The sequence below is a fragment of the Pseudomonas sp. 8 R 14 genome, assembly GCF_900005955.1.
Lineage (GTDB): Bacteria > Pseudomonadota > Gammaproteobacteria > Pseudomonadales > Pseudomonadaceae > Aquipseudomonas > Aquipseudomonas marginalis.
On sequence record NZ_CVTH01000092.1, the window covers coordinates 142,979 to 169,138 of the forward strand.

At 61.6% G+C, this 26,160-nt stretch carries 28 protein-coding genes; 12 read left to right on the forward strand and 16 right to left on the reverse strand.

The genetic code is table 11. From position 1 onward, the window contains the following. The first annotated feature begins 105 nt into the window (after positions 1 to 105). Together BFQ01_RS30205 and BFQ01_RS30210 are read left to right on the forward strand one after the other, a co-directional pair. A complete protein-coding gene (locus BFQ01_RS30205) occupies positions 106 to 951 on the forward strand; it encodes an AAA family ATPase (RefSeq protein WP_027604257.1) in 846 nt (281 codons plus the stop codon). Further along, on the forward strand, positions 951 to 2,129 hold the full coding sequence (locus BFQ01_RS30210) for a vWA domain-containing protein (RefSeq protein ID WP_024074064.1): 1,179 nt from the start codon (positions 951 to 953) through the stop codon (positions 2,127 to 2,129). Before BFQ01_RS30205 ends, BFQ01_RS30210 begins: the two co-directional genes overlap by 1 nt. A gap of 82 nt (positions 2,130 to 2,211) precedes the next feature. Here the strand turns inward: BFQ01_RS30210 and BFQ01_RS30215 are convergent, their stop codons facing one another. From BFQ01_RS30215 to BFQ01_RS30225, 3 genes are read right to left on the reverse strand one after another with little or no spacing between them, the layout of a single operon-like run. Then, a complete protein-coding gene (locus BFQ01_RS30215) occupies positions 2,212 to 3,120 on the reverse strand; it encodes a 5-oxoprolinase subunit C family protein (RefSeq protein WP_065928171.1) in 909 nt (302 codons plus the stop codon). Beyond that, entirely contained in the window at positions 3,117 to 3,821 is a 705-nt protein-coding gene (gene pxpB / locus BFQ01_RS30220) for a 5-oxoprolinase subunit PxpB (protein ID WP_065928172.1), read from the reverse strand. Before pxpB ends, BFQ01_RS30215 begins: the two co-directional genes overlap by 4 nt. Continuing rightward, a complete protein-coding gene (locus BFQ01_RS30225; protein ID WP_065928173.1) occupies positions 3,818 to 4,558 on the reverse strand; it encodes a 5-oxoprolinase subunit PxpA in 741 nt (246 codons plus the stop codon). Before BFQ01_RS30225 ends, pxpB begins: the two co-directional genes overlap by 4 nt. 174 nt (positions 4,559 to 4,732) lie before the next feature. On the opposite strand from BFQ01_RS30225, the gene BFQ01_RS30230 reads away from it, so the two are divergent. After that, entirely contained in the window at positions 4,733 to 5,647 is a 915-nt protein-coding gene (locus BFQ01_RS30230) for a LysR family transcriptional regulator (protein WP_065928174.1), read from the forward strand. Positions 5,648 to 5,706: 59 nt separating this feature from the next. Here the strand turns inward: BFQ01_RS30230 and BFQ01_RS30235 are convergent, their stop codons facing one another. The 4 genes from BFQ01_RS30235 to ltrA all read right to left on the reverse strand — a co-directional run bounded on the left by BFQ01_RS30235 (position 5,707) and on the right by ltrA (position 9,329). Beyond that, positions 5,707 to 6,249, reverse strand: a complete 543-nt coding sequence (locus BFQ01_RS30235) for a DUF2937 family protein (protein ID WP_027604263.1) — start codon at positions 6,247 to 6,249, stop codon at positions 5,707 to 5,709. An 11-nt stretch (positions 6,250 to 6,260) separates the two neighbouring features. Then, a complete protein-coding gene (locus BFQ01_RS30240) occupies positions 6,261 to 7,037 on the reverse strand; it encodes a class II glutamine amidotransferase (RefSeq protein ID WP_065928175.1) in 777 nt (258 codons plus the stop codon). Positions 7,038 to 7,067: 30 nt separating this feature from the next. Then, a complete protein-coding gene (locus BFQ01_RS30245; RefSeq protein ID WP_065928176.1) occupies positions 7,068 to 7,535 on the reverse strand; it encodes an MFS transporter in 468 nt (155 codons plus the stop codon). An 87-nt stretch (positions 7,536 to 7,622) separates the two neighbouring features. Then, complete coding sequence (gene ltrA / locus BFQ01_RS30250; RefSeq protein ID WP_065928177.1) at positions 7,623 to 9,329, reverse strand: group II intron reverse transcriptase/maturase; 1,707 nt, start codon at positions 9,327 to 9,329, stop codon at positions 7,623 to 7,625. Positions 9,330 to 10,477: 1,148 nt separating this feature from the next. Here ltrA and BFQ01_RS30255 point away from each other — a divergent pair. Then, on the forward strand, positions 10,478 to 12,520 hold the full coding sequence (locus BFQ01_RS30255; protein ID WP_065928178.1) for a S9 family peptidase: 2,043 nt from the start codon (positions 10,478 to 10,480) through the stop codon (positions 12,518 to 12,520). A gap of 69 nt (positions 12,521 to 12,589) precedes the next feature. Continuing rightward, entirely contained in the window at positions 12,590 to 13,063 is a 474-nt protein-coding gene (locus tag BFQ01_RS30260; protein ID WP_027604267.1) for a cyclic nucleotide-binding domain-containing protein, read from the forward strand. Here BFQ01_RS30260 and BFQ01_RS30265 read toward each other — a convergent pair. Next, complete coding sequence (locus BFQ01_RS30265; RefSeq protein WP_027604268.1) at positions 13,060 to 13,338, reverse strand: hypothetical protein; 279 nt, start codon at positions 13,336 to 13,338, stop codon at positions 13,060 to 13,062. The two genes, BFQ01_RS30260 and BFQ01_RS30265, sit on opposite strands and share 4 nt — an antisense overlap. A gap of 78 nt (positions 13,339 to 13,416) precedes the next feature. On the opposite strand from BFQ01_RS30265, the gene BFQ01_RS30270 reads away from it, so the two are divergent. Further along, a complete protein-coding gene (locus BFQ01_RS30270) occupies positions 13,417 to 14,103 on the forward strand; it encodes a spermidine synthase (RefSeq protein WP_065928179.1) in 687 nt (228 codons plus the stop codon). A gap of 40 nt (positions 14,104 to 14,143) precedes the next feature. Here BFQ01_RS30270 and BFQ01_RS30275 read toward each other — a convergent pair whose 3' ends face one another. Continuing rightward, the gene (locus tag BFQ01_RS30275) at positions 14,144 to 15,064 is read right to left on the reverse strand and encodes a ParB/Srx family N-terminal domain-containing protein (protein ID WP_065928180.1); all 921 of its coding nucleotides are present in this window, start codon (positions 15,062 to 15,064) and stop codon (positions 14,144 to 14,146) included. Between the two features lie 106 nt (positions 15,065 to 15,170). Here BFQ01_RS30275 and BFQ01_RS30280 point away from each other — a divergent pair, with 106 nt between their 5' ends. The 3 genes from BFQ01_RS30280 (at position 15,171) to BFQ01_RS30290 (ending at position 16,599) form a co-directional block, all read left to right on the forward strand. Further along, positions 15,171 to 15,545, forward strand: coding sequence for a YajD family HNH nuclease (locus BFQ01_RS30280; protein WP_003210675.1), 375 nt, complete (start codon positions 15,171 to 15,173; stop codon positions 15,543 to 15,545). A 168-nt stretch (positions 15,546 to 15,713) separates the two neighbouring features. Beyond that, entirely contained in the window at positions 15,714 to 16,181 is a 468-nt protein-coding gene (locus BFQ01_RS30285) for an RNA methyltransferase (RefSeq protein ID WP_065928181.1), read from the forward strand. Between the two features lie 67 nt (positions 16,182 to 16,248). Next, positions 16,249 to 16,599: a YgaP family membrane protein gene (locus BFQ01_RS30290; RefSeq protein ID WP_027604272.1), complete on the forward strand. Its 351-nt coding sequence runs from the start codon at positions 16,249 to 16,251 to the stop codon at positions 16,597 to 16,599. Between the two features lie 188 nt (positions 16,600 to 16,787). Here BFQ01_RS30290 and BFQ01_RS30295 read toward each other — a convergent pair whose 3' ends face one another. Both BFQ01_RS30295 and BFQ01_RS30300 read right to left on the reverse strand, forming a co-directional pair. Then, positions 16,788 to 18,008, reverse strand: a complete 1,221-nt coding sequence (locus BFQ01_RS30295) for a hypothetical protein (protein WP_065928182.1) — start codon at positions 18,006 to 18,008, stop codon at positions 16,788 to 16,790. A 13-nt stretch (positions 18,009 to 18,021) separates the two neighbouring features. Beyond that, entirely contained in the window at positions 18,022 to 18,471 is a 450-nt protein-coding gene (locus tag BFQ01_RS30300; RefSeq protein ID WP_065928183.1) for a YcgN family cysteine cluster protein, read from the reverse strand. 153 nt (positions 18,472 to 18,624) lie between these two features. Here BFQ01_RS30300 and BFQ01_RS30305 point away from each other — a divergent pair, with 153 nt between their 5' ends. After that, on the forward strand, positions 18,625 to 19,209 hold the full coding sequence (locus BFQ01_RS30305; RefSeq protein WP_027604274.1) for a nitroreductase family protein: 585 nt from the start codon (positions 18,625 to 18,627) through the stop codon (positions 19,207 to 19,209). 127 nt (positions 19,210 to 19,336) lie between these two features. Here BFQ01_RS30305 and BFQ01_RS30310 read toward each other — a convergent pair whose 3' ends face one another. The 5 genes from BFQ01_RS30310 to BFQ01_RS30330 all read right to left on the reverse strand — a co-directional run bounded on the left by BFQ01_RS30310 (position 19,337) and on the right by BFQ01_RS30330 (position 23,994). Next, on the reverse strand, positions 19,337 to 20,269 hold the full coding sequence (locus BFQ01_RS30310; RefSeq protein ID WP_027604275.1) for a D-2-hydroxyacid dehydrogenase: 933 nt from the start codon (positions 20,267 to 20,269) through the stop codon (positions 19,337 to 19,339). 107 nt (positions 20,270 to 20,376) lie between these two features. Then, on the reverse strand, positions 20,377 to 20,670 hold the full coding sequence (locus BFQ01_RS30315) for a YcgL domain-containing protein (RefSeq protein WP_027604276.1): 294 nt from the start codon (positions 20,668 to 20,670) through the stop codon (positions 20,377 to 20,379). Beyond that, positions 20,667 to 21,800, reverse strand: a complete 1,134-nt coding sequence (gene rnd / locus BFQ01_RS30320; protein ID WP_065928184.1) for a ribonuclease D — start codon at positions 21,798 to 21,800, stop codon at positions 20,667 to 20,669. The genes BFQ01_RS30315 and rnd overlap by 4 nt, the downstream gene beginning before the upstream one ends. Positions 21,801 to 21,922: 122 nt before the next feature. Next, a complete protein-coding gene (locus tag BFQ01_RS30325) occupies positions 21,923 to 22,522 on the reverse strand; it encodes a class I SAM-dependent methyltransferase (RefSeq protein ID WP_027604278.1) in 600 nt (199 codons plus the stop codon). 101 nt (positions 22,523 to 22,623) lie between these two features. Next, positions 22,624 to 23,994 carry a glutamine synthetase family protein gene (locus BFQ01_RS30330; RefSeq protein WP_065928185.1) on the reverse strand — a complete coding sequence of 457 codons (1,371 nt, stop codon included), beginning with the start codon at positions 23,992 to 23,994 and terminating at the stop codon, positions 22,624 to 22,626. A 347-nt stretch (positions 23,995 to 24,341) separates the two neighbouring features. On the opposite strand from BFQ01_RS30330, the gene BFQ01_RS30335 reads away from it, so the two are divergent. Together BFQ01_RS30335 and BFQ01_RS30340 are read left to right on the forward strand one after the other, a co-directional pair. After that, a complete protein-coding gene (locus BFQ01_RS30335) occupies positions 24,342 to 25,115 on the forward strand; it encodes a transporter substrate-binding domain-containing protein (protein WP_065928186.1) in 774 nt (257 codons plus the stop codon). Between the two features lie 50 nt (positions 25,116 to 25,165). Continuing rightward, positions 25,166 to 26,002: a cache domain-containing protein gene (locus BFQ01_RS30340; protein ID WP_065928187.1), complete on the forward strand. Its 837-nt coding sequence runs from the start codon at positions 25,166 to 25,168 to the stop codon at positions 26,000 to 26,002. Positions 26,003 to 26,160 lie beyond the last annotated feature (158 nt).

The window sequence follows — 26,160 nt, forward strand, 5'->3', positions numbered from 1 at the left end:
CCCCCTCCCACATTGGTCATTCAGAGACTGAATAACCCGTCTGCGTTCACAGTCGCCGGGGCCGCGAGGTATAGTCCGGGCATTGATGAATTCGAGGAATGACCGATGAAGTTCGAAGGCACCCAGGCCTACGTTGCCACTGATGACCTGAAACTGGCCGTCAACGCTGCCATCACCCTGGAGCGTCCGCTGCTGGTCAAGGGTGAGCCCGGCACCGGCAAGACCATGCTCGCCGAACAACTGGCCGAGTCCTTCGGCGCCAGGCTGATTACCTGGCACATCAAGTCCACTACCAAGGCCCACCAGGGCCTGTACGAGTACGACGCGGTCAGCCGCCTGCGCGACTCGCAACTGGGAGTGGACAAGGTGCACGACGTGCGCAACTACCTGAAGAAGGGCAAGCTCTGGGAAGCATTCGAGTCCGAGGAGCGGGTGATCCTGCTGATCGATGAAATCGACAAGGCCGACATCGAGTTCCCCAACGACCTGCTGCAAGAGCTCGACAAGATGGAGTTCTACGTCTACGAAATCGACGAGACCATCAAGGCCAGGAAGCGCCCGATCATCATCATTACCTCCAACAACGAAAAAGAGCTGCCGGACGCGTTCCTGCGCCGCTGCTTCTTCCACTACATCGCCTTCCCCGACCGCACCACCCTGCAAAAAATCGTCGATGTGCACTACCCGGACATCAAGAAGGAGCTGGTCAGCGAGGCGCTGGACGTGTTTTTCGACGTGCGCAAAGTCCCCGGCCTGAAGAAAAAACCGTCCACCTCCGAGCTGGTTGACTGGCTCAAGTTGCTGATGGCCGACAATATCGGCGAAGCGGTGCTGCGCGAGCGCGACCCCACCAAGGCCATCCCGCCTCTGGCCGGTGCCTTGGTCAAGAACGAGCAAGACGTGCAGTTGCTCGAACGCCTGGCATTCATGAGCCGTCGCGGTAATCGATAATGTTGCTCAACCTGTTCAATGAAATGCGCGCAGCCAAGGTCCCGGTGTCGGTGCGCGAGCTGCTCGACCTGATCAACGCGCTGAAACAGCGCGTGACCTTTGCCGACATGGACGAGTTCTACTACTTGGCCCGGGCGATCCTGGTCAAGGACGAACGGCATTTCGACAAGTTCGACCGCGCCTTCAGCGCCTACTTCAATGGCCTGGAAAAGCTCGACGATCACCTGCAGGCGCTGATCCCCGAAGACTGGCTGCGCAAGGAATTCGAGCGCTCGCTGAGCGATGAAGAGCGCGCACAGATCCAGTCCCTGGGCGGCCTCGACAAGCTGATCGAGGCATTCAAGAAACGCCTGGAAGAACAGAAGGAACGCCACGCCGGCGGCAACAAATGGATCGGCACCGGCGGTACCAGCCCGTTTGGCTCCGGCGGCTACAACCCCGAAGGCATTCGCGTCGGCGACGCCGGCAAACGCCAGGGCAAGGCGGTAAAAGTCTGGGACCAGCGCGAATACAAGAACCTCGATGACCAGGTGGAACTGGGCACCCGCAATATCAAGATCGCCCTGCGCCGCCTGCGCAAGTTCGCCCGCCAGGGTGCGGCCGAAGAGTTGGACATCGACGGCACCATCGACCACACCGCTCGCGATGCCGGGCTGCTGAATATCCAGATGCGCCCGGAACGGCGCAACACCATCAAGCTGCTGTTGCTGTTCGATATCGGCGGCTCGATGGATGCCCACGTGAAGATCTGCGAAGAACTGTTCTCGGCCTGCAAGACCGAGTTCAAGCACCTGGAGTACTTCTACTTCCACAACTTCGTGTACGAGTCGGTGTGGAAGAACAACCAGCGCCGCACCTCCGAGCGCACCTCCACCCAGGACCTGCTGCACAAGTACGGTGCCGATTACAAAGTGATCTTTATCGGCGATGCGTCGATGGCGCCCTATGAAATCACCCAGGCCGGCGGCAGCGTCGAGCATTGGAATGAAGAGCCGGGGTATGTGTGGATGCAGCGCTTCATGGCCAAGTACAAGAAACTGATCTGGATTAACCCGTATCCCAAGGATACCTGGGGTTACACGGCCTCGACGGGGATTGTGCGGGAGTTGGTGGAGGATCAGATGTACCCGCTGACGTTGCGCGGGCTTGAGGAAGGGATGCGCTTCCTTTCGAAATAAACGCCGGTCCCAATCATGTAGGAAATCTAATGTGGGAGGGGCGGTGCGTCGCACCGCCCCTCCCACATTTTAAATTGCGGTGTTATGTAAAGCGGCGCAAATACTCGACATGCTGCCGATGCGCCGTTTCCTGCACCACCGGCGCCAACCTCACCTTTTCTCCCGGCAAACACTGCGCCAGCCGCGCCAGCGCCAATGGCGTCAACGCCCCTAGACGCGGGTACCCGCCAATGGTCTGGCGATCATTGAGCAACACAATCGGCTGCCCATCCGGCGGCACTTGGATGCCACCCAACGGGATCCCTTCGGAAATCAGCGAGGGCCCCTGGTACTGCAACGGCGTACCGAGCAAGCGCATGCCCATACGGTCGGCGCGGCTGTCCAGGGCCCAGTCGGTGTTGAAGGCATCGAACAGGCTCTGGCCGCTGAACCGACCAATTTGGGCGCCGACGATCACCTCCAGCGGCACCTTGGCCGGCAACGCCTGTTCGCTCAGCACTTTCATCGCACCGCCGGTACCGGAATAGGCCAAGCGCCCGCCTTCGGCCAAGGCCTTGCCGAAACCGTCCGGCCCGCCCAGCGCCTCACGTACCACCGTGGCGCAGCTGCCCAGCACATCCGGCGCATCAAACCCGCCGGGCGCCGCCAGGTAAGCCCGCGCGCCGCTGAACGGCTGGGTGAAGCGCAGGCGCTGGCCCTTTTGCAGGATAAAACTGCGCCCGGGGCTGAGGGCGCGCTCGTCGATATACGCGCCCAGATCCGCACCGGCCAACGCCAGCAGGCAATACTCCTCGGCCTGCACAGTAAAGCCGCCGAGGGTGATTTCCACCACCGGCGCGTCCAGCGCATTGCCCAGCAGCCAGTTGGCCCAGGACATCGACACCCAATCCAGCGCGCCGCCCTGGGTCACGCCCAGGTGACGCACGCCAAAACGACCGACGTCCTGCAACAGGCACAGCGGCGTGCTGGCCTGGATGATCAAGCGGCTCATGCCTGCGCCTCCAACGGCGTGTCATCGCCACCCAGATTGATAAATTCGGCGTGGCTGACTGACTCAAAGCGTACCGTGTCGCCAGGCTGCATCAGGCTGTAGCCGTCGCGCTCGCGATCAAACAGCTTGGCCGGGGTACGGCCAATGAGATTCCAGCCACCGGGGGACACCACCGGATAGGCAGCGGTCTGTCGCTCGGCGATACCGACACTGCCGGCCGCCACGCGCTGGCGCGGGGTGCTCAGGCGCGGTGTGGCGAGGATTTCATCCACCAGCCCCATAAAGGCAAAACCGGGGGCGAAGCCGAGGGCGAATACCTGGTATTCGTGGGCGCTGTGGCGGCGGATCACGTCGTCGACGGCCAGGCCACTGCGCTGGGCGAGTAATGTCAGTTCAGGGCCGACACTCAGGTCGTACCACACCGGCAGCACATGGCACTGGCCGCTGCCCTGGGCCTGGGGTTGCAGGTCGGTCAGGGCCTGGTCGATCAATTCCCGCGCCTGGGCCGGGCTCAACGCCGTGAGGTCGTAATGCACCATCAAGGTGGTGTAGGACGGCACCAGATCCACCAAGGCTGCGCCAAAACCGCTGCGCAAGCGATGGGTGGCGGCGAGCATCCACGGCATATTGGCTTCGGCGATCACCTCGAACAGACGCACCATCAGGCAGTCGATCGCCACCACTTCAATCCGCGGCTTCATGCTGGCTTCAATGCCTCGCGGATACGCTTTACGGCGGCGACCGAGCTGGCATTGTCGCCATGCACGCACAGGGTATTGGCGCGCAATAGCAGCGGGCTGCCGTCGCTGGCGGTCAGGGGTTGACCACGGGAAAGGGTCAAGGACTGTTGGACGATGACCTCTGGATCATGGTGCACCGCCCCCGGCAATTGACGTGAAACCAGATGGCCGTTGGCGTCGTAGGCACGGTCGGCAAAGGCCTCGAACCACAGGATCACCCCGTATTCGTCGCCCAGTGCCTGGGCCGCGCTGTTGTCGCGGGTCGCCAACAGCATCAGCGGCAGGTCGCCATACGCGGCCACGGCCTCGATCACCGCACGCAGTTGCGCCGGGTTGGCCATCATGTCGTTGTACATCGCGCCATGGGGTTTGACGTAACTGACACGTCCGCCCTGGGCACGGCAGATGCCGTCGAGGGCGCCGATCTGGTAATGCAGCAGGTCCTGGATTTCCTGGGGGGTGTACGCCATGGAGCGGCGGCCGAAGCCTTGCAGGTCCTGGTACGCCGGGTGTGCGCCCACCTGTACACCGTGCTTGAGGGCCAGGCTGACGGTCTTGCGCATGATGCTCGGATCGCCGGCATGAAAGCCGCAGGCCACGTTGGCGCAATCGATGAACGGCATCACCTCGGCGTCCAGACCCATGGTCCAGTTGCCAAAGCTCTCGCCGATGTCGCAATTCAATAGCAGACGGCTCACGGTGGTTGCTCCTGTAGGCTTTGTTTTTTGTAGTGTGGGATTTTTTACGCAGAACTCGCAACTTGTCCTGATACCCCAACGGCGCTTATCGTGGAATAGCCTGATTTTTGGCGTTTGCCCGGTGCGGCGTCCAACTAATAAAAACCGATCCATGCATAAGAAAAAGTTGATCCCATGAATTTGAAGTTCCTCGAAACCTTCGTCTGGGTGGCCAAGCTCAAGAGCTTCCGCCTGACTGCGGAGAAGCTGTTCACCACCCAGGCCTCGATTTCCAGCCGCATCGCCGTGCTGGAAAGCGAGCTGGGGGTAAAGCTGTTCCTGCGCGACTCCCGGGGCGTCAGCCTGACCCCGGAAGGCTTGAAGGTGCTCGATTACGCCGAGCAGATGATGGTGACCATGCAGGGCCTGAAACAGTCCCTGGAAACCACCAGCAGCAAGGTCGGGCGCATTCGCATCGGTGCGATGGACACGGTGATCCATACCTGGCTCAGCCCGTTGGTGGCGGAACTGATGGATCATTTCCCCCTGGTGGAAATCGAATTGATCGCCGACACCGCGCTTAACCTCAGCGATCAGCTGCAAAAAGGCTTTCTCGACCTGATCCTGCAAACCGACCTGCTGCGCCTGGAAACCGTGCGCAGCCTGGAGCTGGCCAGCCACCCCATGGCCTGGATCGTCGCCAGCCAGTCGATCTACAACCGCGACTACGCCTCCCTCGCCGAACTGGCCCAGGAGCGCATCATCACCTACTCGAAAAACTCCCACCCGCACCAGGACGTCATCAGCCTGATGCAGGCCAACGGCGTGGCCGCGCCACGGATGAACTGCGTGAACTCGGTGTCGGCGATTACCCGGTTGTTGCGCGATGGCTTCGGGATTGGTGCGTTGCCGCCGGTGCTGGTCAGGGAAGAACTGGCGCGGGGCGAATTGGTGATGTTGCCGATGGCGCAGAAACTGCCGAACCTGCAGGTGGTGGTGTCGTGGCGCGTGGGGGTGGAATTGGTGGAGGAGATCGTGGGGTTGTGCCAACAGGTCGTTGCCCGCTATGCCGAGGAAGTCGGCGAAGAGCGGATGGTGCTGAGCAACTGAATAAACCGGTACAAATGTGGGAGGAGGCAAGCCCCTCCCACATTAGACCGAGGTGTGGGTTAGAGACCTTTCAGGTCCCGCTCTTCGATTGGCCGGCTCTGGCGCAAGCGCTTGCCACCCAGCACCACCCAGTCGATCAGGCGGAACAGACACTCCAGGCCAAACGACAGCAGCATCGCCCCGCCCAGGCCCCAGCCCATGGCTTCGGGGGTCAGCAGGATCTGGTAGCTGTAGCCGTTCCAGGTCTCCAGGCGGATATCCGGGTCGGCGGCCACCGCCACTTGCAGGGCACGGATGTACCACGGGCCTTGCATGGCCTGGAATTGCTTGTCCAACGCCACCTGGCGGTCAAGCATGGCACCCAGGCTGTTGGCGTCGCTCTGGAACACCGGGTCGTCGCTGGCGCGGTAATGCGCCACCAAGGCCTTCAAGTCACCGTTGAAGAACTGTCGTGCGGTGGTTTCAAACCCGCTCAGGCCGGTCTGCGCCTCGATCAGGTGGGCTTCGACGCGCTTGGCGTAGTCGTTGATAAACCCCGGCACTTGCACGCCGACCAACAGGCCAATGGCAAACAGCACCAACCGCAGATAGCTGAGCAACATGGTCGATATCCTTACTCGGTAACGCCCTGGCTGACGCATTCACCGCGTCGCCACAGGCTCCATTGGCCCGGTTCGTAGCGGGTCCAGTTTTCGTTGTCGGTCAACGGCTCGGTGGCGATCACCGTCACCACATCGTTGGGGGTGGTTTCGGCCTGAAAATCGACGATCACGTCGACATCCTTCAGGCGCGCCGGACCAAACGGCGCACGCCGGGTGATCTGCGCCAGTTTGGTCGAGCAATAGCAAAACAGCCAGTCACCGTCGCTGAGCAGGCAGTTGAACACACCTTTGCTGCGGTATTCGGCACAGGCGGCGATCAGGTCCGGCAGCATCTGTTCGATGTCCACCGGCTCGGGGAAGGCCTCGCGCACGCGGTTGAGCAGGTCGCAGAAGGCCGCTTCGCTGTCGGTATCGCCGACTGGCCGATAGAACGTGGCGCGGGGGTGGAAGTCTGCCAACTGGCCGTTGTGGGCGAAACACCAGTTGCGGCCCCACAGTTCGCGCACGAACGGGTGGGTGTTGGCCAGGCTCACCTTGCCGACGTTGGCCTGGCGGATATGGCCGATCACCACTTCACTCTTGATGGGGTAACGCTGCACCAGCAGGGCGACTTCCGACTCACTGCTGGCGGCCGGGTCCTGGAACAGGCGCAGGCCACGACCTTCGTAGAAAGCGATGCCCCAACCGTCGCGGTGGGGGCCCGTACGTCCACCGCGCTGCATCAGCCCGGTAAAGCTGAACACGATATCGGTGGGGACGTTGGCACTCATGCCCAATAATTCACACATGCCAGGGCTCTCGCTGCAGGGCGGACAACGTTAAAGGCGCGGTTCGACCCGCATACCGCTCACCGGTGCAGGACGACGGAACGGCTCGTCGTCTTCATCCACAGGCTCGGCGGCCAAGGCGGCGTCGGTGGCGGCCTTGCGCTCACGGCGGGCGTTGGCGGCGCGCTCGATGGGCCAGCGGATCAGCACAAACACGAGGTACACACCAAAGGCGATCAGGGTGTACATGAACAAATCGGAAATCGCCCGCCAGGCGTTATTGCCGACCTTGAGCACCAGGTCCAGGGCCGTGATGGCCACGGCCGGCGCGAACTGAGTCTTGACCGGGTCGACGATGGTCGGGCTCAACAACAGCACGGCCATCAGCAATTGCAGCGGTTCGCGCAGCCAGCGCCAGATCCAGCGGGTCATGCGCCACCACACCAACAGGCAGCCCAAGGCAGCGAAGGCGTAAAGGCCCCAAGCGGTCAGATAGTCGTTCTCGGTCATGGTGTCCATGGCAAGGTAGGCAAGTCGGGTGGAGACAGACCATTACTGGTCTGCCTCCCCCTAAGAACCATACGTGCGTCTTTCAACGCATACGGCTCAAGTCTTAAGTAAAACCCCTTGTGGGGCCGGCTTGTTCACTGTCAATCCACGGCTGTGAAGCTGTTGGTGACACACTGGGTGCAATAGTACTCGGTTATCCAAGGTGTCTCTACCGCCTTGGGAGCGGTGGACGATGTGATGGTCATGCCATCCCGTTGTCTTGGTAATCGCTCCATTACACAATGGGCACAATCCTCGTTGACTCTGGAACAGGCTCAAAATCTGCTTGCGGTACTTCAGTTTGTTCAACATCCGCGCCATTCGCAATTTCTCGCCCGTTTCCTCCATGGAAGGGTCGAAGGGGTTGTACTCCCCGCTCACCTTCTTGTGCCGCTCAATCGGTGTACCCGCGAGCGAATACAACTCGACAGTCCTAATGCTTCCGCTTTCCTCTACTACTGTGGTGGCAAACACCCAGTCCCTGCTTTCCCGAGTCCGAAAATACTTCTTCTTGACCCATTCCAGCGATTTCTTGGGATGTCGCCGTTTTGCCCAGCGCCACAATGCACGAAACAGCAAATGGTCCAGACGACTGTACGCTTGCTTGGCAACCACTGGCTGGTGATACAACGCCCAGCCTTTCAAGATTGGGTTCAACAGCTTTATTAAGTAGTGCTGTGTCGCCATCTTGTTGGTATCTATCACGGTCTTGACCTTGCGATAGAACGTTCCCACGTTCTTCTTGCTCGGTTTGATCAGAAGCTTCCCACTGTACTTGCGGAAACTCCAACCCAGGAAGTCGAAGCCTTCATCTATGTGGACGACATGGGTTTTCTCGGGCGACAACTGCAATCCCCGCAGCGCGAGAAATTGCTCAACCCAAGGCTTGATCTCGTTTTCAAGCAGCTCTTTCGAGCTACCGGTAATCACAAAATCGTCCGCATATCGCACCACGTTGATTTTCAGCTTCTTCGCCTTTGTCACACCCAGATGTTGCTTGAGTTGCGACTCCAGCCCGTCCAGCACCAAATTTGCCAAGGTGGGCGAGATAATCCCGCCCTGTGGCGTACCCGCATCCGTCCCCTGTAGCTGGCCTTTATGAATCACGCCAGCCTTCAACCACTTCCGGAGGATCTCTTTGTCCGTGGGGACATTTGCGATCAGCCAGTCATGGTTAATGTGGTCAAAGCAGCCTTTAATGTCCGCCTCCAATACCCATTGGGCCGAAACCTTCTTGGATAGGCATACGAACAATTGCCCCATTGCATCCGCCGTAGAACGCTCGATCCGAAAGCCGTAGCTGTTTGGATCACCGGTGGTTTCTGCGATGGGCGCCAGGGCCAGCAGGTAAAGAGCCTGCATGGCTCTGTCAGTCATGGTTGGAATGCCCAGAGGGCGTTCTTTCCCATTCGACTTTGGGATAAACACACGCCGTAATGGCCGTGGTTTATACCCGTGGCGCTTCAACCCATTTGCCGCTTTCCATTTGGCATCGGGTGTATCCCAAAGCACGCGGTCGACTCCCGCCGTGCGCTTGCCTTGGTTCTCAGTGACACGCCGTACGGCCAGGTATCTGGCCGAACGAGAACGGGTCAGCATTCTTTGCAGGGCTTTCACCCGGCGCCAGTTGCCTTCCCTACAAGCCTTCGCAATCCGAATCTGCATCGCCCGTACGTTCTGCTGCACACGACACCAATCGATGTCATGCCAATGCTGCGGAACGCCGGAAGGCGCAGACCCGGCCATCTGGCTAGGTACTAACATGCTGCCTTCCTCTCAAGTTGCCCCGAGCAGAAGACGTACGCATCCCCTGACGGGAATGGACGCTCCCGTCAGGAGTGGATGAATAAGAAGCCCATTACTGCCGGACTTCGACGATCTTTGAGACAGGTTCACTCAGTGTTCATGCGATAAAAGACCACGCAGAAGTCTGCCCGGTTTCCCGTGGGGTAATGTCTCAACCCCTATCCGAACCATTACAGCCCGGCGTTCGCTTTTTCTGCGATCCCATACCCGCATAGCCAACAGATCCCCTTGCGGTTCACCTGCCCGAAGGCAGCCATACGGGCTTACCACGTTCCCTGCCTGTCACACGATTGGTTTAGGGTCTGCCTTTTCACCGGTGGTCTTGAGGACGACGTACGCCCAACCTGTACGGACGTAACCGACCACGTGCCTTTTGGCCCAAGCCTGTCAGCAGTTTTGGCTTGTTCATAGTTACGGTGTTTATCAGCAGTTCACTTACGTTACCCATGCCAACCAGCCTAGCGTCTCGACCCGGTACTGCTCCGAGCCTCTGCGCGCCACCTCGCGGTGAAAGCGCACCCTGACGAGGACTGCATTGTTGGAAAAGCTTCACACCCCACCGTTACCAGTGACGCATGTTTTCCTAGGCTATCGTTGGTCGCACAACGAGTCCGCTGCCACCCTGCAAGCAAGGTAGTTGGACAATGACAGACAGAGCTTTCGCTCGGGTCTTCAGATGGATGTGAGCAGGAACTGACGAGTCAGCATGCTCTCTATAGTGTTTCCTCCTGTTTCAAAAGCAGGAGAAAACCCCTGCGGGGATTCTCTCCCGCATGGGATAAGCCCTAAAAGGGCTGAGGACTAATGTGCACTTCAAGATCGGGGGAACCGGTCCTGTGGTCGAGCTTCCAAGTGCTAGTCGACCTATCTCTGTGCCAACCGCCGCAGCGGTAAGTCCTTGAAGGCATTGGACTTAAAGGGCAGTTTTGGTTCCTGGGACTGGGTACCCAAGCTGTCGATTTCCGCGATGGAAATCCCTCAAGATGACTGAACACCTCAAGGTTCTGAAGACACGCTACGCGTGTCGCACACAGGCGGCTATGATAACGGCTTTTGCGTGTCGCGGCTGCAATGCCTGCCACCTTCCGCCAGACAGAGAGTGCTCCATGCCTTCATCGACCGCCCCGATTGCCCGTAAAGCCCCAGGCCAGGACCCGTACGCCTGGCTGCAAGAGCGCGACAGCGTTGAAGTCCTTGATTACCTGAAGGCCGAAAATGCCTTCCAGGAAGCCCAGCTCGCCGACCAGCAGGCCCTGCGCGAAACCCTGTTCGAGGAGATCAAGGGCCGCATCCTCGAAACCGACCTGTCCCTGCCCTCTCCCTGGGGCCCGTATCTGTATTACACGCGCACCACCGCCGGTGACGAATACGCCCGCCACTACCGCTGCCGCCGCCCGGCCGACGACGGCAACCAGGTGGACGACAGCAGCGAAGAGCTGTTGCTGGACCCGAACGTGCTGGCCAACGGCGGCTTCTTTTCCCTCGGCGCATTCAGCATCAGCCCCGATCACCAGCGCCTGGCCTACAGCCTCGATACCAGTGGCGAAGAGATCTATACCCTGTTCGTGAAGGAATTGGCCACCGACAAAGTCAGCGAACTGGCGTTCGAGAACTGCGACGGCAGCATGACCTGGGCCAATGACAGCCTGACCCTGTTCTTCGGCGAGCTGGACGACACCCACCGCCCGCACAAGCTGTATCGCTACCGCCTGGATGGCACGGCGGCGCAGGAAGTGTTCCACGAGCCCGACGGGCGTTTCTTCCTGCACTGCTACCGCTCCAGCTCCGAGCGCCAGTTGCTGCTCTCGCTCGGCAGCAAGACCACCAGCGAGGTCTGGGCGCTGGATGCCGACCAGCCGCACCTGGACTTCACCTGCCTGGCGCCACGGGTCGAGGACCATGAATACGATGTCGACCACGGCCAACTGAATGGCGCGTGGACCTGGTTTATCCGTAGCAACCGTGATGGCATCAACTACGCCCTGTTTGTGGCGACCGACATTGGCGACGTGCCAACCGAGGATGAGTGGCAGAACCTGATCCCCCACAGCGATGACGTGATGCTCGACGGCGTCAGCCTGAACACCGGTGCCATGACCCTGAGCCTGCGCATCGGCGGCCTGCCGGTGATCGAAGTACACCCCCAGGGCTTGCCGCCGTATCGCGTGGAGCTGCCCGATGCCGCCTACAGCCTCTACGTGCAAAACAGCCTGGAATTCGTCAGCGACAAGATCCGCCTGCGCTATGAAGCCCTGAACCGCCCGGCCCAGGTGCGCCAGCTGGAACTGGCCAGCGGCGCGCAACAGGTGCTCAAGGAAACCCCGGTACTCGGCGTGTTCAATGCCGATGACTACGTCAGCCAGCGCCTGTGGGCCACCTCCGCCGATGGCACCCAGGTGCCGATCAGCCTGGTGGTCAAGCGCGACCAGCTCGGCAAGCCAACACCGTTGTACCTGTATGGCTACGGCGCCTATGGCTCAAGCCTCGACCCGTGGTTCTCCCATGCACGCCTGAGCCTGCTGGACCGTGGCGTGGCCTTCGCCATTGCGCATGTGCGCGGCGGTGGCGAACTGGGTGAAGCCTGGTATCGCAATGGCAAGCAGGAACACAAGCAGAACACCTTCAGCGACTTTATCGCGTGTGCCGAACACCTGATCGCCGAGGGCCTGACCACCTCCAGGCAACTGGTCATCAGCGGCGGCAGTGCCGGCGGCCTGTTGATCGGCGCGGTGCTCAACCAGCGTCCGGAGTTGTTCCAGGCGGCGATTGCCGAAGTGCCGTTTGTCGACGTGCTCAACACCATGCTCGACCCGGAATTGCCGCTGACCATCACCGAGTACGACGAGTGGGGCAACCCCGAAGAGCCCGCGGTGTATGAACGCATCAAGGCCTACGCACCGTACGAAAACGTCAGCGCCCAGGCCTACCCGGCCACCCTGGTGATCGCCGGCTACAACGACAGCCGCGTGCAGTACTGGGAAGCGGCCAAGTGGGTGGCCAAGTTGCGCGCAACCAAGACGGACGACAACCTGCTGTTGCTCAAGACCGAACTGGGTGCCGGCCACGGCGGGATGAGCGGTCGCTACCAGGGATTACGTGACGTAGCACTCGAATATGCATTTGTGTTCAAGGCGCTGGGGCTGGTTTAAGGAACTTAGCGGGGCGGTCCTGTCTGAACATTCAGACCGCCTCCTGATTGATGGACCAAGATTGCAGCCATGGCACTCCCGACTTTAATGAATACCGAAATCCGCGACATGCTCATGGACTGCGGCCTGTTCGACCCGTTGTTGCCGGAAGACTTTTACGTCGCCGCCGGCTACTTCAATATCAGCAGCATTGCCGAGGGCGAGGTGATTTTCCTCGAGGGCGATGCCGGCACCTTCATGTGCATCATCCACAGCGGCCAGGTGGCGGTGCAGAAAACCAACCACACCGGCCAGCGCCTGACCATTGCCACCCTGCGCAGCGGCCGGGCCTTTGGGGAGATGGCCGTGCTTGACGGCGAGCGGCGCTCCGCCAGTTGCGTGGCCGCCAGCGACTGCGTGTTGTTGAACCTGGGCAAGGACGCCCTGGAAAAGATGCTCAATGAAACGCCGCGTGTGGCGGCGAAGATCATCCGCGCAATCGCCATCGCGTTGTCCAAGCGCCTGCGCATGGCCGATGGGCAATTACTCTCCCAACAGTTTTAACCGCCGGGCGTCTTCGGCTTGCTGTCGTTCTGCTGCAGGCCAGGCACCGTCTGGTCCTTCGGCGGCGTCGGCAATACGATGGGCACCAACGGCGGTGAACCGTTCGTCTTCGGCACGGCCGGCGGGGTGATCTGCGGGTACAGCGTCGGCGTTGGCGTGCCCGGTGCGCCGGGGCTAGGTGCCGGCGCCACCGGTACGGTTTGCAACTCCTGAGCCTGCGCCGCACCCAATGCGAGCGCGCTCAACACAATGACCGTTAGAATGCTGCACTTCATCGATGGCTCCATGGCCTGACCGGAATGTCGTAAGGCTACTCCCAACCGCGCAAGAATGCCCTTCCCAATGAGATTTCCATGAAACGTTTCGTTCTGCTGGACACCACCCCGATCCCCGACAACGGCGGTGCCTTGTGCCTGTTCGAATACGGTGAAGACTTTGTCATCAAGATCCAGGGCGGTGACGGCGGCCAGTTGATGAACACGCGCATGCACGGCTCCGAAGACGCGCTGGCGCAAATCCCTTGCCGCAAGGTCGCGGGGCGCCCGGGCTCACGGGTATTGATCGGTGGGTTGGGCATGGGCTTTACCCTGGCGTCGGCGCTCAAGCACCTGGGCAAGAGCGCCGAAGTGGTGGTGGCGGAACTGGTGCCCGGTGTCGTGGAATGGAACCGGGGGCCACTGGGGGAAAAGTCCGGCCGCCCACTGCTGGACCCGCGCACGGTGATCCGCATGGAAGACGTGGCCAAGGTGCTGCAGGCCGAGCCCCAGGGCTTTGACGCGATCATGCTCGACGTCGACAACGGCCCCGAAGGCCTGACGCAGAAGGCCAACAGCTGGCTCTATTCCGCCGGTGGCCTGGCTGCCTGCGCCAAGGCCTTGCGGCCCAAGGGCGTGCTGGCGGTGTGGTCCGCCAGCGCCGACAAACTGTTCAGCGACAAACTGCGCAAGGCCGGTTTCAAAGCCGAGGAAGTGCAGGTGTTTGCCCATGGCAACAAGGGCACCCGGCATACCATCTGGATAGCGGAGAAGCTCAAGGGCTGAGCACGCTTCCCAAGACGCCCCTCCCACATGTTGATCCCTGTCAGTTGTGGGATTTGCGGTAGTCGATCACGTACGGCACTTTTTTGTCGAAGGTCTTCTCCAGCTCATCGCGGTCCAGCCGGGTCATGCCGCCCAGTTGATGGGCGGTAAAACCGCTGTCACCCACCTGTGAGCCCGGCGCCAGGCTGACCATGCGCTTGGCGACCGCTTCGATAGCATCCTTGTAGCCGCCTTTCTTGTTCAGGTTGTACTGGCCCAGATCAATCTGCGTGCGCAGCCAGTTACCCCAATAGAACTCCAGGAACTCCGGGGCGATCTGCCCGTCATTCGGCTTGCCATAGGCGGCCTTGCGGGTGAAGTACACCAGGCTGCGGAAGGTGTCGTCCTGCAGGTTCTTGAAGCCCAGGTGTGCCGGCAGTTGTTCCGGCGGCAGGGCCTGGCCCTGGTTGTCCTTGAGCCAGACCTTGCGGGCCGCTTCCATGCGCTGCCAGAAGCTCGCCATGTTCGGGCTGTTGCTGAAGTCGTCGGTGACCTTGACCCACATCTTCAAGCGCGGGCCGCCGCCGGGCACTTCCCACAAGGTGGTGAAACTGTGGTGACCGTCGGTCAGGTACAGCTGGCCGGCAGGGCCGACCACCACGGTTTTCATGTCCTCGGGATGGGTGCCCACCGGGTCCTTGCAGGTGAAGCTGTCGGGCTGGTGCAGGTCAGCCTTGTCGGGCACCTTGCCGGCCTCACCCTGGCCGTTGGTTTCGCAGTATTCATCGAAGACCTTGGCGGGTTTGTCGGCGAACAGGCCCAGGCTGTAGTAGATCTGGTCGAAGCCCACCACCGCCTGGGTCGGATGCAACTGTTCAAGGGCAACCTCGATCACCTGCCCGGGCTTGGGCGTCGAGAACGCCTGGGCCTGAAGGGTAACGACACACAGCAGCAGTGCAACAGTCCATGAAAGCAGACGCATGTTTTTCAGATCCTTATGAGTAAAGTAAATCGATCCCAGCGGTCATTTGCGGCGCAAGCGGCTAGAATCAACGCTATCCGTGACCACCAAACAGCCAGGAGCCATGATGAGCTCGACCAACCCGCCCTCCCACACCGCCAAGCTGGACCGCATCCTTGCCGATGCCCAGCGCGACCGGGAAATGGGCTACCGCGACAAAGCCCTGAAGATGTACCCCCACGTGTGCGGCCGCTGCGCCCGTGAGTTCGCCGGCAAGCGCTTGAGCGAACTCACCGTACACCACCGTAACCACAATCATGATGACAATCCCCAGGACGGCTCGAACTGGGAGTTGCTGTGCCTGTACTGCCACGACAACGAACACTCGCGCTACACCGACCAGCAGTACTTCGGCGAAGGCTCCACCAGCAGCCCGACGATCGCCAAGGCCACGCATAACCCGTTTGCGGCGTTGGCGGGGTTGATGAAGAAAGACGACTGAAGAGTGTCGTCGCCTGTCCTGGCCTCATCGGGAGCAAGCCCCCTCCCACATTTTGAGTTGTGAACACTTTCAAATGTGGGAGGGGGCTTGCTCCCGATAGCGTTAGCCCAAGCAATACACCGCCTTGAGGCCGTATAATCGCCGCTTTTCTCCAAGGCACCCTTCCCCGTGGCCAATAAACGCTACAGCTGCATCGGTCTGTATAACCCCAAATCCCCCGAAAACGTTGGCTCGGTCATGCGTGCCGCCGGCTGCTACGGCGTGGCCTCGGTGTTCTACACCGGCGTGCGCTACGAGCGCGCCCGGGACTTCATCACCGACACCAAGAAGGTCCACCACGATATTCCGCTGATCGGCATCGATGACCTGAAGAAGATCCTGCCCCTGGGCTGCATCCCGGTCGCCGTGGAGCTGGTGGACGGTGCCCGCCCGCTGCCCGAATACACTCACCCCGACCGCGCGCTGTATATCTTCGGCCCTGAAGACGGGTCGCTGGATAAAGACATCCGCGACTGGTGCGAAGACGTCGTGTACATCCCCACCACCGGCTGCATGAACCTGGCCGCCACCGTCAACGTGGTGCTCTACGACCGCATGGCCAAGGGCAATAACACCCGTTCGGGCCCCAAGTACTGATCTTTTGGGAACATCCGGCGCCTGCGCGCAGTCAGCTGCATACACTTGACCTTGTTGGAGACAGATCATGAGCGACAGCACAACCTTGCGACCTATCATCGAACACACCCCCTTCCAGAATCAGCCCACCCAGAACGTGCACGGCTGGGAACGTATCGGCTCAGTGGCCGGTGGCGTGATGATGGTGGGCAAAGGCCTGCGCCGTGGCGGGATTTTCGGCCTGATTCAGGTGGCGATCGGCGGCGTGGCACTGGCGCGCGGGTTTACCGGGCACAGTGCGCTTAAAGACAAGCTGGAACAGGGCCGCCAGGAAATGAACAGCGTACGCACGAAGATCGAGCGTGCCGGTGCAGAGCTGAAAAACCTGAAGACCAAGGCGGAAGTGGCGGCTGAGAAGGCCGTTAAGACCACGGGTTAGATTCAAATGTGGGAGGGGGCAAGTCCTAATGCCATCATGTAGGAGCGAGCTTGCTCGCGAAAAACTCACAGGCGCCGCGTTCATTCAGGAAGCACGCGTTATCGTTGACGTTTTTCGCGAGCAAGCTCGCTCCTACATGGCATTAGAGCTTGCCCCCTCCCACCTTTTGTTTTGTGTATGGCGAGGGCTCAGCGCAGCAGCTTGCTGTCCAGTACCACCGACGATTCCCCAATGATGCTCTCGGCCAACTGCACAAACTCGGCGGTGGTGATGCTGTTGGCGCGCATCACCGCCTGCGCGAGATCATCCAGGGAGCGCTTGTTGTGAGTCTTTACGCGGATCTCGCGATCCAGCTCCTGCAACACCACCACCGCCCGTGACACCGTCGCACCGCTGACGTGGTCGCCGCGCAGGCTGGTCACGTCCTTGCCGTCCCTGGCCAAGCGCGCCTGTATCGCCTGATAGCGCTCATCGGTCACCCCGCCGGCACGGCGCACCAGTTCAATGGCGTAGTACTCCGCCAGCCCCTCGCTGATCCAGTCGCTGGTGTCGTGGTCGTTGAAGCGGCCAATCGCCTGCACCACTTCACGGATCAACGGGCTGCTGCCGTTCTCGCTGACCAGCGGCGTGCGGCTGTTGAGGTAGATCGAGTCGCGCGACGAGACCGCACCACGGCGCATCGGATCGCTGGCGCCCACCACCAGCAGCTTGGCCGGATGACGTGGGAACGCCGCTTCCACCTGCGGCCAGACAAAGGTCAGCAGTGTCAGCACATCCATCCGCCGCATGGCTTGGCCCTTGGGCGAGGCGATGGTCACTTCGGTCTCGCCCAGGCGCACGCGGCGGCTGCCCAGGGTGCCGGCGAGCATCCAGCCGGTGGGCCGGTCAAACAGGCGCGAGACGTTGTCGATGCGGAACTTGTTCTTGCCGATGCGCGGCCAGGCGGTTTCGATGCTTTTCCAGCCGGCCGGCAGTTCGAACACCAGGCGCGAGACCAGTTCGACGCCGTCCTGCTGGTCGAGGCGTGCGGGCGGCACCAGGTCTTCGCCGCGAAACAGCGCCCAGCTCGGAGTCATCCGAGCTTCGTAAATACCCGGTTTGCGCGCGTGGCTCAGGCGCACCCGATAGGTCAGGCTGGCCTTGTTGGCGCTGGGTTGCCACAGGCCACGGTGGTCATTGACACTCCACTGGCCATCGGCCTTGAAGTCGCTGTAGTCGCCGGCGCGGCCCAGGTCGAAGTTCAGGCTGCGCACCGCCGAACCCTGGGACAGGCTCACCCGCACCTCGGCCTGATCGTCCTGGGGCAGCAGCTTGACGTGATAATCCAGGTCGACTTTCTTCGCGCACCACGCAGGCATGCTCAACGCCAGCAACACCAGGCTTGCCGCCAGCTTGGTTCCCGCCCTCATACACACTCCTTGTTCAGCCCGCGCGGAAGATCAGGTAATCCTCCCAGTCGTCCTCGGGCACGCTGCCTTCGCAGAGCATGCGCCCGGACTGGGAAATGCGTTCGTGGTGCACGGCATCGCGGTCGCCGCAGACCAGGTGGTGCCACAACGGCAGGTCCTTGCGCTCGCTGACCAGGCGGTAGCCGCAGGTGGGCGGCAGCCATTTGAACTGGTCGGCCTGGCCCGGGGTGAGCTGGATGCAGTCGGGTACCGAGGCACGGCGGTTGGGGTAGTCGGTGCACTGGCAGGTTTTCAGGTCCAGCAGCTTGCAGGCGATGCGCGTGTAATAGACGCTGTTATCGTCTTCATCCTCAAGCTTTTGCAGGCAGCACAGGCCACAGCCGTCGCACAACGACTCCCACTCCTCCTGGTCGAGGTGTTCAAGGGTTTTGCGTATCCAGAAAGGTTCGACTTTGGCGGCCATGGCTCTACATCGGTATCGGTAGGTGAAAAGGCCGCCAGTCTAGTGCCCAAGGCCCCTGGGGCCAAGCGCTTACGACTGTCGGTATGACAAGACTTGTCAGTCTAGCGGGGGCGCAGTAGCTTTGAGCGCCGAATTGACGATCAGGAGCTGCCCATGACACGCGTTGCCGATTACCCGATCCATACCCAGTTCACCGAACGCTGGTCGCCCCGTGCCTTTACCGGCGAGAGCATCCCGCAGGAAACCCTGCTGAGCTTCTTCGAAGCCGCACGCTGGGCACCGTCGGCCTACAACTCGCAGCCTTGGCGTTTTCTCTACGCACGCCGTGACACGCCGGACTGGGAGCGCTTCCTGGGCCTGCTGAATGAATTCAACCGTGGTTGGGCACAGCATGCGTCGGCCCTGGTGATCATTGCCTCGAAAACCGACTTCATCGCCCCCGGCGCCACGGAAGAAACCCCGGCACTGTGGCACACCTTCGACACCGGCTCGGCCTGGGGCCACCTGGCGCTGCAAGCCAGCCTCAGCGGCTGGCACACCCACGGCATGGCCGGCTTCGATCAGGAACTGACGCGCAAGGAGCTGAAGATTCCACAGGGTTATGCGCTGCATGCCGCCGTTGCGGTGGGCAAGCTGGGCGACAAATCGACCTTGCCGGAGTACCTGCAAGGCCGTGAAGCGCCAAGCCCGCGCAAGCCGCTGAGCGAGCTGGTGTCAGAAGGTGATTTCAGCCTCTGAAACTGACGCAATCTCAAAATGTGGGAGGGGGCTTGCCCCCGATAGCGGTGGTTCAGTCAATAGATACAGTGACTGACACTCTGCTATCGGGAGCAAGCCCCCTCCCACACTTTCTCCCCGCGCCGCCTCAGTAACCGCGCTCGAAATCCACTTCCCCGCGCAAGGCTTGCTTGGCCTTGTACGCGCGCAGGTTTTCCAGGAACAGCTCCACCATCATCGGCGGCGAGGTCGGCGCGGAGCTGTGCCCGGTCAACAGCAGGCCCCAGGCGGTCCAGAACGGGTGGCGCTGCGGCAACGGTTCCTGGCGGCACACGTCGATCACCGCGCCGGCCAGGTGCCCTTCTTTCAGGGCCTCGACCAGATCGGCATCCACCACCGCCACACCGCGCCCGACGTTGATGAACAAACCGGTCGGCTTGAACTGCTTGAACAGCGCTGCGTCGTACAGGTCATGGGTGTTCGGTGTGTTGGGCAGCAGGTTGATCACGTAGTCCACCTCCCCCACCAACCGGCCCAGTTGGTCGAGCCCGGCCACTTCGATAAACGGCGCTTGTTCCCGCGCAGTGCTGGCGATGCCGTACAGCTTGACGCCGAACGGCACGAGAAACTCGGCGACACGCTGGCCGATGTCACCGGTACCCACGATCAACGCCTTGCGCCCCGCCAGGCTCTGGCCGGTGCGGCTGTCCCACTTGCGCTCGACCTGGCTGACCAGTCGCGCCAGTACTTCGCGCTCGTGGCCCAGCATGTAGGTGAGGACAAATTCGGCCATGACCTGGCCAAAAATACCGACGGCGCGGGTCAGGCGATAGTCGCGGGGCAAGCCTTCGGCCAGCAGCGGCGTAATGCCGGCCCAGGTCGATTGCAGCCACTGCGGCTGGTGTCCCTGGCGCAACAGCGTCGCCAACAGGTCCGGCTGGCCCAGCCATACCGGGCAATCGGCGGCCAGGCGCGACAGCTCGGCCGAGTCGCCGCTGGTGAGCACCTCCAGGTCCGGCGCCGCGTCATTGAGCAATTGGGCGTAGAGCGGGTGATCCTGTTCAGCAATCAGAACACGCATGGTTCAAACCTTTCAAAAACAGTGCAGACGGCCGCCCGCTTCCCTACGGCCACCGCCCACTAATACGATTCCATTGAAACCTGTGCCCCGGGCGAGGCACTGCCCGATCACATCGGGTCGTTGCGACGCAGCAGCTCTTCGGGCAGGTGCTCGATGTACTCGTCCTCGGCCGGCGGCATTTGCAGGTGATAGCCCTGCTTGTCGAGGTTTTCCAGCACCACGATGATGTCTTCGCGGGACAACTTGCGCTCCGGCGTCAGCACCATGTCGAAGGCGTGGTGCGGTTTGCCGAACGCCGCCATCAAGGGCTCCGGCACGCGCTCCAGGGCGTCGCTTTTGAGCACGTAGAGGTACATGCCGTCTTTTTTCAGGCTGCGATAGATGGAGCAAATACGTTTCAAGGCTGTTCTCCGGCAGGGGCCAGGCTGTCGAGCAGCGCCTGGCCCATCAACTCGCGGCGCCAGCCACGCAGCGAGTCTGGCAATTGGTAAGGCCCATCGGGGAAGCCACTTTTAACCAGGGCTTCGAGGGTTTTCTTGCGCAGCATCAGTTCCGGCGCCATCTCCAGGCGCTCGGCGAATGTCTGGCCGAGGGCGCGCAGTTGCTTGATCAACGTGGCGGCGTCCACCGGCAGCGGTTCAGCCACGGCCGGCGGCCACTGGTCCATGGACACGCTGCCGGCACGCTTGATCAGGTCCAACAGGAACTGGCCATCCTGGCGCACGGTACGCGGGTGCATGTCTTCGATCTTGCCCAGGGCGGCGAGGTTGTCCGGCTGGGACTTGGCCAGGGGCCACAGCGAGTGTTCGCGAATGATGCGGTTGCGCGGCAGGTCGCGGGCGCGGGCCTGCTGCTCGCGCCAGGCGCAGAGTTCACGCAATACGGCAAGCTGGGCACGGGAGAGTTTCCACGCCAGCTTGGCGTCACGGTAGACCTCGTACGGGTCGACTTCGCGGCGCAGGTTGGCAACCAGTTCGGCACCGTCTTCCAGGACCCAGGCGTATTTATCATCCGACAAGCGCGGGCGCAGGCGAATGTAGACCTCGGCCAGGTGCACGGCGTCTTCGGCGGCGTAGCTCACCTGGGTCTCGGACAATGGCCGCTGCAGCCAGTCCGAACGGGTCTCGCCCTTGGGCAACTCGATATCGAGCACGGCTTGCACCAGGCGCGAGTAGCCCATGGAGAAGCCGAGGTTCAGGTAGGCGGCGGCCAATTGGGTATCGAACAACGGCACCGGCAGGCTGCCGGTCAGGCGCAGCAACACCTCAAGGTCTTCGCTGCAGGCGTGCACCACCTTGATCACCGCCGGGTTCTCCAGCAACGCGGCCAGGGGTTGCCAGTTGTCGATGGTCAGGGGATCGATCAGGTAAGCGCGTACGCCATCACCGATCTGGATCAGCCCGGCAATGGGATAAAAGGTGTCGACCCGCATGAATTCGGTGTCGAGGGCGACGAATGGCAACTGCTGCCATTCGGCGCAATGCTGGCCGAGGCTATCGTTGTCGCAGATCCAGTGAATATCGATGGCCACACGGCTCTCCCTTGAAGAATGGCGCGCAGTATATATCGCGAACGGGGCTAGCGAGCATCCGCAGTGCACAGGCAACCATGAAAACTCAGACAGGAGATGAAGAATAGTCCGACAAGTGGGAGTTATCCTTTCTTACGAAGAACGTAGACCCGCCACAGGCTGGAGCCCGGCATGAATTCCTGCTGACTCAAGACCTTGAACCCGGCCTGGCGAAATTCCTCTTCCACAGCGGTACGCGAGGGTACCGAGACAATCACCGTGTCGCGGCTGACCCGGTGAAACTCGCGCAGCAACGCCATGCGCCCTTCGCTGCTGGGCACATGACGAAACAACTCCAGGCAGAAAATGCAATCCACCGCATTCGCCGACAAACCGATGGAAAATGCCGAGCCCTGAAAGGTCTTGACGCGCTTGAGCAATGACGGCGGATGGTGGCTACGGGCGTGGTCGAGCATGTCCTGGGAATTGTCCGAGGCCAGGATCACGCGGTTGACGTGCTCGGCCAACACCGGCCAGAAGCGCCCCGAGCCGCAGGCCAGGTCCAGGATCAGCCCCGGCTCGCCAGCGACCTTGAGCGCCTGGCGCACCAACCACTCGTCGCGCCATGACGCCAGGCGCTGGCGCAGACCGGGCGGGCGCGTGTCACCGCAGACCCTGGCGTGCTCAAGGCCACAGCGTTCGGCGTATTCGATCTCGATGGAAGAAGGAGGTTGTGGCGACATCGCAGGCTCATGTGACTGAAACGGTAGTGAACGACCTTGATTCGCAGCTTAACCCTTGCAACGTGAAAAAAAGGTCGAAGCCCTCACCAGCGTAAAAACCATCACGCCTGATGCAGATACCAACGCCAGTCCTGCTCGCCCACCTCGCCCATGAACTGGCGGTATTCAGCATGTTTCACCGCCAGGTACACGCCCAGGAACTCGCTGCCGAACGCCTCCCGCGCCCAGCTTGAAGCCTCCAGTGCGCGCAGGGTGGTGAGCCAATCGGTGGGCAGCAACGCCTTGGCCTGGGCGTAGCCGTTGCCTTCCACCGGGGCACCGGGGTCGCGTTGTTCGCGAAGGCCACGGTGGATGCCCGCCAGGATCGCGGCCGCCGCCAGGTAAGGGTTGGCATCGGCGCCGCAAATGCGGTGTTCGATATGCCGGGAATGGGCCGGACCACCCGGCACCCGCAGGCTGACGGTGCGGTTGTCCACGCCCCAGGTGGCGGCCAGCGGCGCATAGCTGTTGGTTTGGAAACGGCGATAGGAGTTGGCGTTGGGGCAGAACATCAGCAGTGAATCGAGCAGGGTGCTGAGCATGCCCCCCACTGCGTGGCGCAGCAGTGGCGTGCCGTCGGCGGCTTCACTGGCGAACAGGTTGTTGCCCTCGGCGTCGGCCAGGCTGACGTGCATGTGCATGCCGGTGCCCGCCAGGTCATCGAACGGCTTGGCCATGAAGCACGCAGCCATGCCGTGTTTGTGCGCCACGCCCTTGACCAGGCGCTTGTAGCGCACCGCTTCGTCCATGGCTTGCAGGGCGTCGGCGCGGTGTTCCAGGGTGATTTCCACCTGGCCCGGGGCGTATTCGGAGATCGCCGTGCGCGCCGGAATGCCTTGCAGTTTGCAGGCGCTGTAAAGGTCGGCGAGGAACGGTTCGATCTGCTCCAGCTCACGCAGGCCGTAGACCTGGGTTGCGCGTGGGCGCCCGCCGTCCACGTCCCGTGCGGGTTGCGGGCGGCCATTGCCGTCGGGCTTCTGGTCGAGCAGGTAGAACTCCAGCTCCGCCGCCATTACCGGGTAATAACCGTCGGCGTTCAGGCCCTCGATCACCTTGACCAGCAAATGCCGGGGGTCGGCCACGGTGGCGGGCAGGCCTTCGGTGGGGTGCATGCTGACCTGCACCGCAGCGGTCGGGATCAGCCGCCACGGCATGCGCTGCAAACTGCCGCTGATCGGGTAGGCGCGGCAGTCGATATCGCCCACTTCCCACACCAGCCCGGAATTTTCCACATCGTCGCCATTGATGGTCAGGCCGAGGATGGTGCTGGGCAGCGGCCGCCCGCTTTCATACACCGCCAGCAATTCGTCGCGGTGCAGCAACTTGCCGCGCGGCACGCCGTTGTTGTCGAGGATAAACAGCTCGAACATCTCGATGTCCGGATGCTGTTCAAGGAAGGCGTGGGCTTCGTGCAGGCTGGCAAAAACACTCATGGGGGGTTCTCGTACGTTTGTTTCAGGCAGGCGCGCACAAGGGTGCGTCATCCGTGGGGTAAATCAGCGTAGGAGAAGGGGGTCTGGCGGGCGCGCGTGGCGGCAGTGGAACAGGGCCCAGAAGGCGAGCTCGGAGGGCAGTGTCGCAGGGTGAGTGTCGGAAGAGCCGCCCATGGGTGGATCACAATGATAGAGATGCGCCCAGCGTCACACGCCCGCATAGGTGTTTAAATTCAGGGTTGATGGAGTTTGGTTGCGACTTGGCTAAACATTCAACGCCCCTTGCTACCTGGCCTTGCTGCTGGAAATAATGACCGCCCCCGAGCATGCCCCAAGGACTCGATCGCATGAAAACAACGATAACCCTGTGCGTACTGGTAAGCCTGGCCACCTCCGCCCTGGCCGACACCGCCCCCTCGCGCCTTGACCAGGTGCTTGAGCGCGGCACCCTCAGCGTCTGCACCACCGGCGACTACAAGCCCTACACCTCGTTGCGCGCCGATGGCGGCTATGAAGGCATCGACATTGCCATGGCCGAGTCCCTGGCCAAGAGCCTTAATGCCAGGATCCAGTGGGTGCCCACCACCTGGAAAACCCTGATGCCGGACTTCCTCGCCCAGCGCTGCGACATTGCCGTGGGCGGGATTTCGGTGTCCCTGGAACGCCAGAAAAAAGCCTTCTTCAGCCAGTCCCTCGGGGTCGACGGCAAGATTCCGCTGGTGCGTTGCGCCGACGTCAAGCGTTACCAGACCGTGGAGCAGATCAACCAGCCCCAGGTGCGCGTGATCGAACCGGCGGGCGGCACCAACGAAGTCTTCGCTCGCGCCCATCTGGGCCAGGCGCAAATCCGCCTGCACGACAACGTGACCATCTTCGACGAACTGCTGGCCGGCAAGGCCGACGTGATGATCACCGACGCCAGCGAGGCGCGTTACCAGCAGAAGCAAAAGCCCGGGTTGTGCGCGGTCAACCCGGAGCGGCAGATGCAGTACAGCGAAAAAGCCTTCCTGCTGCCCCGCGATGATGTGGCGTGGAAGAGCTATGTCGACCAGTGGTTGCACCTGAGCGTGGCCACCGGCGTCTACGACGGCATCGTCAGCCAATGGTTGGCGGCGCCCTGAGCCATGGCCGTCTACGCTGTGGTCACATCAATAAGAACGAGGGACGGAACATGAAGGGATTGCTCCGCGCCACCTGGCTGCTGCTGTTGTGTTTCAGCCAGGTGCACGCCGACACGCCGGGTGAGGACGCCCAGGCCGCCAAGGCCTTGCTGGGAAAAGCCCTGGCCTACTACCAGACCAACGGTGACAAGGCCTTTGCGGCGTTCAGCCGCCAGGGCGAGTTCATCGACCACGACCGCTATGTGTTCGTGGTCGATACCCAGGGCGTGCTGCTGGCCAGTGGCGGGCCCTCCTCCGCCCTGATCGGCCGCGATGTGTCCGAGGTACTCGGGCCGGAGTTGCGCCAGTCATTCAAGGACGCGCTCAAGGTACCGGAAGGCCAGGGTATCCAACAGGCCGACTACCGCTGGCAGAACTGGAACGACGGCAAGGTCGAGCACAAGCATGTGTTTTACCAGCGCGTCGGCCAGCGCATCCTCGCTGTGGGTTATTACCTGCCGCGCGCCACCCCGGAACAGGCCCGGGCCCTGCGCAACAAGGCGGTGAACGCGTTGGTGAAGGATGAAGCCGGCACGCTCAAGGCCATCAACTCATTGCAGGGCGGTTTCCTGCAGGATGACCTCTATGTGTTTGTGGTGGACTTGAACACCCAGCGTTACGTGGCCCATGGCACCAACCTGCGACTGATCAACACCGATTTCAGCAAGATCAAGGACCCCGACGGCAAGCCGGTGGGCGAGCCGATCCTCAAGCTGATGGCCGAGCAGGACCAGGGAGAATACAAATACCGTTGGAAGAACCCGGTGACGGGCAAGGTCGAGAACAAGCATGCGTATATCCGCAAGAGCGGGCATTTCATGGTTGCGGTGGGTTACTACAGCCCCTGATCTGAACTGGAATGCATTCAAATGTGGGAGGGCCGGTGCGCCGATTCGACTTGCCCCCGATGGCAGTGTGTCAGTCGAAGATGTTCCAACTGAACCACCGCCATCAGGGCATGGGTATCTACACAATTTTCAGAGACTGGCGAGTTCCCCTGTGGCGA

Coding starts and splice junctions, on each gene's coding strand:
- BFQ01_RS30235 (WP_027604263.1), bottom strand. CDS start 6,249: ATGTTGCTCAGCTATCTGCGGTTGGTGCTGTTTGCCATTGGCCTGTTG.
- BFQ01_RS30260 (WP_027604267.1), top strand. CDS start 12,590: ATGGCACTCCCGACTTTAATGAATACCGAAATCCGCGACATGCTCATG.
- ltrA (WP_065928177.1), bottom strand. CDS start 9,329: ATGTTAGTACCTAGCCAGATGGCCGGGTCTGCGCCTTCCGGCGTTCCG.
- BFQ01_RS30245 (WP_065928176.1), bottom strand. CDS start 7,535: ATGGACACCATGACCGAGAACGACTATCTGACCGCTTGGGGCCTTTAC.
- BFQ01_RS30295 (WP_065928182.1), bottom strand. CDS start 18,008: ATGAGGGCGGGAACCAAGCTGGCGGCAAGCCTGGTGTTGCTGGCGTTG.
- BFQ01_RS30215 (WP_065928171.1), bottom strand. CDS start 3,120: ATGAGCCGCTTGATCATCCAGGCCAGCACGCCGCTGTGCCTGTTGCAG.
- BFQ01_RS30290 (WP_027604272.1), top strand. CDS start 16,249: ATGAGCGACAGCACAACCTTGCGACCTATCATCGAACACACCCCCTTC.
- BFQ01_RS30265 (WP_027604268.1), bottom strand. CDS start 13,338: ATGAAGTGCAGCATTCTAACGGTCATTGTGTTGAGCGCGCTCGCATTG.
- BFQ01_RS30330 (WP_065928185.1), bottom strand. CDS start 23,994: ATGAGTGTTTTTGCCAGCCTGCACGAAGCCCACGCCTTCCTTGAACAG.
- BFQ01_RS30325 (WP_027604278.1), bottom strand. CDS start 22,522: ATGTCGCCACAACCTCCTTCTTCCATCGAGATCGAATACGCCGAACGC.
- BFQ01_RS30335 (WP_065928186.1), top strand. CDS start 24,342: ATGAAAACAACGATAACCCTGTGCGTACTGGTAAGCCTGGCCACCTCC.
- BFQ01_RS30270 (WP_065928179.1), top strand. CDS start 13,417: ATGAAACGTTTCGTTCTGCTGGACACCACCCCGATCCCCGACAACGGC.
- BFQ01_RS30230 (WP_065928174.1), top strand. CDS start 4,733: ATGAATTTGAAGTTCCTCGAAACCTTCGTCTGGGTGGCCAAGCTCAAG.
- BFQ01_RS30205 (WP_027604257.1), top strand. CDS start 106: ATGAAGTTCGAAGGCACCCAGGCCTACGTTGCCACTGATGACCTGAAA.
- BFQ01_RS30210 (WP_024074064.1), top strand. CDS start 951: ATGTTGCTCAACCTGTTCAATGAAATGCGCGCAGCCAAGGTCCCGGTG.
- BFQ01_RS30310 (WP_027604275.1), bottom strand. CDS start 20,269: ATGCGTGTTCTGATTGCTGAACAGGATCACCCGCTCTACGCCCAATTG.
- BFQ01_RS30280 (WP_003210675.1), top strand. CDS start 15,171: ATGAGCTCGACCAACCCGCCCTCCCACACCGCCAAGCTGGACCGCATC.
- BFQ01_RS30240 (WP_065928175.1), bottom strand. CDS start 7,037: ATGTGTGAATTATTGGGCATGAGTGCCAACGTCCCCACCGATATCGTG.
- BFQ01_RS30300 (WP_065928183.1), bottom strand. CDS start 18,471: ATGGCCGCCAAAGTCGAACCTTTCTGGATACGCAAAACCCTTGAACAC.
- pxpB (WP_065928172.1), bottom strand. CDS start 3,821: ATGAAGCCGCGGATTGAAGTGGTGGCGATCGACTGCCTGATGGTGCGT.
- BFQ01_RS30340 (WP_065928187.1), top strand. CDS start 25,166: ATGAAGGGATTGCTCCGCGCCACCTGGCTGCTGCTGTTGTGTTTCAGC.
- BFQ01_RS30255 (WP_065928178.1), top strand. CDS start 10,478: ATGCCTTCATCGACCGCCCCGATTGCCCGTAAAGCCCCAGGCCAGGAC.
- BFQ01_RS30275 (WP_065928180.1), bottom strand. CDS start 15,064: ATGCGTCTGCTTTCATGGACTGTTGCACTGCTGCTGTGTGTCGTTACC.
- BFQ01_RS30305 (WP_027604274.1), top strand. CDS start 18,625: ATGACACGCGTTGCCGATTACCCGATCCATACCCAGTTCACCGAACGC.